General features: G+C 65.3%; 6 protein-coding genes. 3 read left to right on the plus strand and 3 right to left on the minus strand.

Annotated elements, in window-relative coordinates; all coding sequences use genetic code 11:
- A partial coding sequence (locus tag Q8N40_RS26545) for a PAS domain-containing protein (protein WP_305713925.1) occupies positions 1–2195 on the plus strand: 2195 nt, incomplete at its 5' end.
- Between the two features lie 7 nt (positions 2196–2202).
- Here Q8N40_RS26545 and Q8N40_RS26550 read toward each other — a convergent pair.
- Together Q8N40_RS26550 and lpxD are read right to left on the minus strand one after the other, a co-directional pair.
- Positions 2203–2886 carry an MBL fold metallo-hydrolase gene (locus Q8N40_RS26550; RefSeq protein ID WP_305713926.1) on the minus strand — a complete coding sequence of 228 codons (684 nt, stop codon included), beginning with the start codon at positions 2884–2886 and terminating at the stop codon, positions 2203–2205.
- Positions 2887–2974: 88 nt separating this feature from the next.
- Positions 2975–4057: a UDP-3-O-(3-hydroxymyristoyl)glucosamine N-acyltransferase gene (lpxD, locus tag Q8N40_RS26555; protein WP_305713927.1), complete on the minus strand. Its 1083-nt coding sequence runs from the start codon at positions 4055–4057 to the stop codon at positions 2975–2977.
- A gap of 131 nt (positions 4058–4188) precedes the next feature.
- Here lpxD and Q8N40_RS26560 point away from each other — a divergent pair, with 131 nt between their 5' ends.
- Both Q8N40_RS26560 and Q8N40_RS26565 read left to right on the plus strand, forming a co-directional pair.
- Entirely contained in the window at positions 4189–4686 is a 498-nt protein-coding gene (locus Q8N40_RS26560; protein ID WP_305713928.1) for an MmcB family DNA repair protein, read from the plus strand.
- Positions 4687–4909: 223 nt separating this feature from the next.
- Positions 4910–5812: an NAD(P)-dependent oxidoreductase gene (locus Q8N40_RS26565; protein ID WP_305713929.1), complete on the plus strand. Its 903-nt coding sequence runs from the start codon at positions 4910–4912 to the stop codon at positions 5810–5812.
- 196 nt (positions 5813–6008) lie between these two features.
- Here the strand turns inward: Q8N40_RS26565 and Q8N40_RS26570 are convergent.
- Positions 6009–6252 (minus strand): hypothetical protein (locus Q8N40_RS26570; protein ID WP_305713930.1); only part of this gene is annotated, 244 nt, incomplete at its 5' end.

Here is a 6252-nt window from a genome sequence, read left to right on the forward strand (position 1 = left end):
TGCCGCCCGATGCCGCCCAGGAACCCCATGAGGAGTGGGTGCAGCGCGTCCATCCCGAGGACCGCGAAGCCGCCGAAGAGAAATTCCGCGCTGCCATCGCGGGCGACGTGCGAGAGTACAGCGTGCAATACCGGATCATCCGGCCCAGCGACGGCGAGGTCAGGTGGATTTCAGTCAAATCCACCATCGAGCGCGACGAGAACGGCAAGGCTACACGCCTGGTCGGCGCGCACAGCGATGTCACCGAGCAGGTGGTGGCGGACCAAGCACTTCGGCAAAGCGAGGCGGAGTTTCGTACCCTCGCCGAAGCGCTGCCGCATCATGTCTGGACCGCGACGCCGGATGGTTCGCTGAACTGGTTCAATCCGCGTGTCTATGAATATGCGGGCTCCCGCATCGGCGAACTCGACGGCGAGAAATGGGGCAAGATCGTGCACCCGGACGATATGTCAGGCGCGCACGCCGCATGGACCGGGGCGATTGCCGTCGGCAAACCCTATGAAATTGAATTCCGCCTGCGCCGCGCCGACGGCGCCTTCCGCTGGTTTCTCGCGCGGGCGGTGCCGGCGCGCAATGAGCAAGGGCAAATTACCCGCTGGATCGGCACCAATACCGACGTGCATGACCAGAAACTGATCGCCGACCAGCTCGCCGAGCTGAATGCGACGCTGGCCCAGCGCGTCGAGGAAAAGACGAGGGAGCGCGACCGGATCTGGAACGTGTCGCAGGATCTCCTGCTGGTGTTCGATCGCAACGGTGTCTGGCAGACGGTCAATCCGGCCTGGACCCGGACGCTCGGCTGGAGCGCGGCCGAGTTGCTCAACCGCACCGCGGAATGGCTGGAGCATCCCGACGACGGCGGCATTACGCGGAAGCAGTTCAATAAGCTCGCCGAGTGCGAAACCACGATCAGGTTCGAGAGCCGTTTTCGTCACAAGGACGGATCCTACCGCTGGCTGTGGTGGACCGGCGTGTCCGACAGGGACCACAATTATGCCGTGGCTCGCGACGTCACCGCGGACAAGGCCGCGGCCGAACGGCTCAAGGCCACCGAGGAAGCGTTGCTGCAGTCGCAGAAGATGGAAGCGGTGGGGCAGCTCACCGGCGGCATCGCCCACGACTTCAATAATCTCCTGACCGGTATCGTCGGATCGCTGGACCTGATGCAGACCCGTCTCAACCAGGGGCGAACCGACAACGTCGCGCGCTACATCAACGCGGCCATGACATCGGCGAACCGCGCCGCGGCACTCACCCATCGCCTGCTGGCGTTCGCGCGGCGGCAGCCGCTGATCCCGAAAAGCGTCGACGCCAATGCGCTTGTGGTGTCGCTGGAGGACCTGTTGCGCCGGACCATTGGCGAAACCATCGATCTCGAGATAACAGCGGCGCAGGATTTGTGGGGCACGCTGTGCGACCCCAACCAGCTCGAAAGTGCGCTGCTCAATCTCGCCATCAACGCGCGCGACGCCATGCCGGATGGTGGCAGGCTGGTCATCGCCACCAGCAATGCGCGGCTCGACAGCGCCGCCGCGAATACGCTGTCGTCAGGCGAATATATCTGCATCGCTGTCACCGATACCGGTGTCGGCATGAGCCCGGAAGTGGCGGGGCGCGCCTTCGATCCGTTCTTCACCACCAAGCCGATCGGGCAAGGCACCGGCCTCGGGTTGTCGATGATCTATGGATTTGCGCGGCAGTCGAACGGCCATGTGACCATCGACAGCAGGGTCGGGCAGGGGACCTCGGTCCGGCTCTATCTGCCGCGGCACCATGGCGACATCGATACCGGGCAGGCGTCGGAAGTCAGGGCGGCCGAACATGCCGCCACCGGCGAAACCGTGCTGGTGGTCGAGGACGAGCCGGTGGTGCGTGCGGTCATTCTGGAGATGCTGGGCGAGCAGGGCTACCGCACGCTGCAGGCGGTCGACGGACCGTCGGGCCTGAAAATCCTGCGCAGCGGCGAGCGGATCGATCTGCTGGTTACCGATGTCGGCCTGCCCGGCATGAACGGCCGCCAGCTCGCCGACCAGGCGCGCGAAACCCGTCCCGATCTGAGAATTCTTTTCATCACCGGCTATGCCGAGAGCGTCGCGATCGCCGACGGCTTTCTGCAGCCCGGCATGGAAATGATCACCAAGCCGTTCGACCTCGACAGTCTGTCGCGGCGGATCCGCGGCATGGTGTCGGGATAGCGCGGCCTCACATCTCCCCGGTCAGAAACGGATTGGTCAGCCGCTCCTGCCCGATGCTGGAGCCGGGGCCGTGGCCGCAGATGAAGCCGACATCGTCGCCGAGCGGCAGCAGTTTTTCGGTGATCGACCTGATCAGCGTGGCGTGGTCGCCGCCGGGCAGATCGGTGCGTCCCACCGAGCCGCTGAACAGCACGTCGCCGACATGGGCGAAGCGCATTTCCTTGTTGTAGAACACGACGCTGCCCGGCGAATGGCCGGGGCAATGCAGGATGTCGAAGGTCAATTCGCCGACCGAGACCTGATCGCCTTCGTCGAGCCAGCGGTCCGGCACGAAATCGCGAACGCCTTCCATGCCGAAGCGCGCCCCGCTCGCCACCACATTGTCGGTGAGGAATTTGTCGGCGATGTGGGGCCCTGTTATCTCGACCTTGAGCGCGTCGCGCAGGTCTGCGGCGCCGCCGACATGGTCGATATGGCCATGGGTCAGCCATATCTCCTGCACCGACACGTTGGCTTGCTTGATCGCGGCCAGGATCTTGTCGACGTCGCCGCCGGGGTCGATCACCACGGCCTTTCGGGTGGTCTCGCACCACAGCAGCATGCAGTTCTGCTCGAACAGCGTGACCGGAACGATGAGGCCGCCGGCTTTCGCGGTGGCTGCTGTTGGGTTGGCTTCGCTTTGCTGGGTCATGGCCGCACAATGCCGATTTTTGGCGGCTCGCCAAGGAAAAGATTCAGGGGAGATTCGGGCATTTTATGCCGAACGCGTCCCTTGCCGATCACGTCTTGGCCGGAGGGTCGCCGGCGGGCTTTTCGTCGGAGGGCTTGCGGGCCTGCGCCGCGAGTCGCTCCAGCGCCACCACTTCGCGCAGCCATTGTTTTTTTGGCTTGGCCGGAAATCCGCCCCAGAATTCACCCGCCGGCACGTTCGCGTAGATGGTGGATCTCGATGCCGTGATCGCGCCCTTGCCGACGGTGATGTGCGGGATGATGCCGGTGCGCGGTCCGAGCACGACGAAATCCTCCAGCGTCACGCTGCCGCTGAGGCCGGATTGCGCGACGATGATGCAATGGCGGCCGATCATGCAGTTGTGCCCGATCTGGCAGAGATTATCGATCTTGGAGCCCTCGCCGATCACGGTGTCGCGAATTCCGCCGCGATCGATCCGCGTGCCCGAGCCGATCTCGACGTCGTTGTGGATGGCAACGCGGCCGACCTGCGGCACCTTGGTATGCCCTTCGGCGCTCAGCAGATAGCCGAAACCGTCCTGGCCGATATGGCAGCCGGGGTGGATGATGACGCGGTCGCCGAGATGGCTATGGGTCACCGTGCAGTTGGCCCCGATCACGCAATCGCTGCCGATCCGCACGTCTGGGCCGATCACGGCGTGGGCGCCGATCAGCGTGCCCGCGCCGATGTGGGCGGATGGCCCGATCACGGCGAACGGGTCGACCGTGACGCCCTCGTCCAGTTGCGCGGTGGGATGCACCATCGCGCTTGGCGAGACGCCAACGGTGCCGAACATCGAGGCCGGACGCAGCGCGCCGCGGTAGATCTTGCGGGCGACGGCGACAAAGGCGTCATACGGTTTTCGCACGCGCAGCACTGCGGCGCCTTCAGGGGCATGGCGCACGAAGCGCTCGCTGGTCAGGATCACCCCGGCCTGGGTCGATTTGAGCGAAGCGACGAATTTGGTTTCGGATACGAAGGTCAGGTCGGTCGCGGTGGCCTGATCGACCGGCGCAATACCGCTGACGCGGCGGGCGAGATCGGCTCCCTCGCACGGCTCGGCCCCGGTCAATGCGGCAATCTCGGCAACGCTGAAATCCGCATCGCGCGCAAAAAAGCTGAACTCGGTCACAATCGCCGCCCCCTCAGGCGGCACTTCATACCCCGGCGGCGCGGCATCCCCAAGCCGAATCCGGCGAACAGCAGGGTTCCCCCGTTTGATCGGCTGGCGCGGCCGGCGCCGAAATGGGTTAGGCTGCGGCGATGGAATCGCCCGCCCGCAAAGTGAGCCTGCAAGGCAGCCTCGCGCCGCCGCCGGACCGTCGCCAGTCGGAGACGGCGCTGGCGATCGCGCGCGGCACCGCGCGGCTGCTGCGCTCGCTGGGATTTGCCTGCATCAGCGAATTGCCGCTGCCGTCGGGACGGCGCGCCGACCTGGTGGCGCTGAACGAGCGCGGCGAGATCTGGATCGTCGAGATCAAATCCTCGGTGGAGGATCTGCGCGCCGACCAGAAATGGCAGGACTACCGCGCGCATTGCGACCGGCTGTTCTTCGCCTTCACCCGGGATCTGCCCTGCGAGATTTTCCCGGGGGACACCGGCCTGATCGTGGCCGACGCCTATGGCGCGCATCTGCATTGCGAGGCGCCGGAACACCGGCTGCCGGCGCCGACCCGCAAGCTGATGACCGTGCGCTTCGCGCTGGCCGCAGCCCAGCGCATCAACCGGCTGGTCGATCCGCAGGGACACAGCGAGTTTTAGTAAAGCCGAAGCGGCGCGCGCTCTTCTTCTCCCCTCCCCCCGCGAGCGCCGCGAGTGGTGGGGATTGGTCGACCCCCGACCCCTCCCCACCACGCGCAAGGGCGCGTGGGAGGAGGGGAGAAGAGCGCGCGCAGCATTTTACACCATCGCAAAAAACCTATACCTCGCCTGACATCGATGCCGGGGCATGATCGCTGCCCTCAAGAACAAAATGGAGAGACGCATGGAAAAGGTTGGGTTCATTGGATTGGGACGGATGGGGCGGCCGATGGCGTCCAACCTCTGCCGCAAGGGGTTTCGGCTGACGGTCAACGACATCAATCCGGAGGCGGTTGCCGAACTCGAACTGCTGCAGGCCGGCAGCGCCGCCACCGTCGCGGAAGTGGCGCAGAAGTCCGACATCATCGTCACCATGCTGCCGAATTCCGCCGTGGTCGACGATGTCGTCAGCCGCGCCGACGGCATCATCGCCAGCGCGAAGCCCGGCTCGCTGATCCTCGACATGAGCACGATCGACCCCGGCACCACCGACCGGCTGGCGAAGGCCGCCGCGGCCAAGGGCGTCGCCTTCGTCGATGCGCCGGTCGGCCGGCTCGCCAGCCATGCCGACCGCGGCGAATCGCTGTTCATGGTGGGCGGTTCGGTAAAGGATTTCGAGCGCGTCAAACCGCTGCTCGAGGCGATGGGCAGCACGATCTATCATTGCGGCGAGGTCGGCAGCGGCACCCGGACGAAACTGGTCAACAACTTCCTGGCGGTATCGTCCTGCCAGATGAATGCCGAGGCGCTCGCGCTGTCGCAGCGCTTCGGGCTCGACCTCGAACGCACCCTCGACGTGCTCTACGGCACCACCGCGGTCAACGGCCAGCTCAAGATCGCATGGCCGGTCAAGGTGCTGGCAGGCGATATCGAACCGGGCTTCACCATCGATCTCGCCCACAAGGACCTGACGCTGATCATCGATGCCGCCAATGCGGTAAAAGTTCCGATGCCGATGGCCGCAGCCGCCCGCGAAGCCTTCTCAACCGCCCGCGCCCGCGGCTTCGGGGACAGGGATTTTTCGGCGATGGTGGACGCGCTGTGCGATCTCGCGGGGATCGAGAAGCCGCGGTTGCCGAAGAAGTAGAAGCTTTCTTACCCTCCCCTGGAGGGGGAGGGTCGATCGCGCCCGGCGATGCACAGCATCGTCCGCAGCGATCGGGGTGGGGTGACAGTCTCTCGTTTCGAACAGTGCCCGAGTTGATAGACCGTCACCCCACCCCGTCTCGCATCTGCGATGCGAGCCGACCCTCCCCCTCCAGGGGAGGGTAAGGCGGTCGCCGCTACTCCGCCGGCTTGACGCCGAGATCGCGCAGGATGCGCAGCATCACGTCGCTGTCGCGCTTGAAAATGCGGGCCGTCGTTTCAAGATCCGCCGGGGAGCTCAGAATGAAGTTGTTCAGCATCTGCTGGACCTTGGAATCGGATCCGGCCTTGATCAACAGCGGCGCGAGCTGGTCGATGATCTCCTTCGGCGTGCCGGTCGGTACCGCGAAGACGGTGAAGGCGCGCAGGTCGTAGAAGTCG

Source organism: Bradyrhizobium sp. (genome assembly GCF_030693485.1).
Lineage (GTDB): Bacteria > Pseudomonadota > Alphaproteobacteria > Rhizobiales > Xanthobacteraceae > Bradyrhizobium.

What these genes read in the sequence shown, in the direction of transcription:
- Q8N40_RS26560 (WP_305713928.1), top strand. Translation starts at nt 4,189, where the DNA reads ATGGAATCGCCCGCCCGCAAAGTGAGCCTGCAAGGCAGCCTCGCGCCG.
- Q8N40_RS26565 (WP_305713929.1), top strand. Translation starts at nt 4,910, where the DNA reads ATGGAAAAGGTTGGGTTCATTGGATTGGGACGGATGGGGCGGCCGATG.
- Q8N40_RS26550 (WP_305713926.1), bottom strand. Translation starts at nt 2,886, where the DNA reads ATGACCCAGCAAAGCGAAGCCAACCCAACAGCAGCCACCGCGAAAGCC.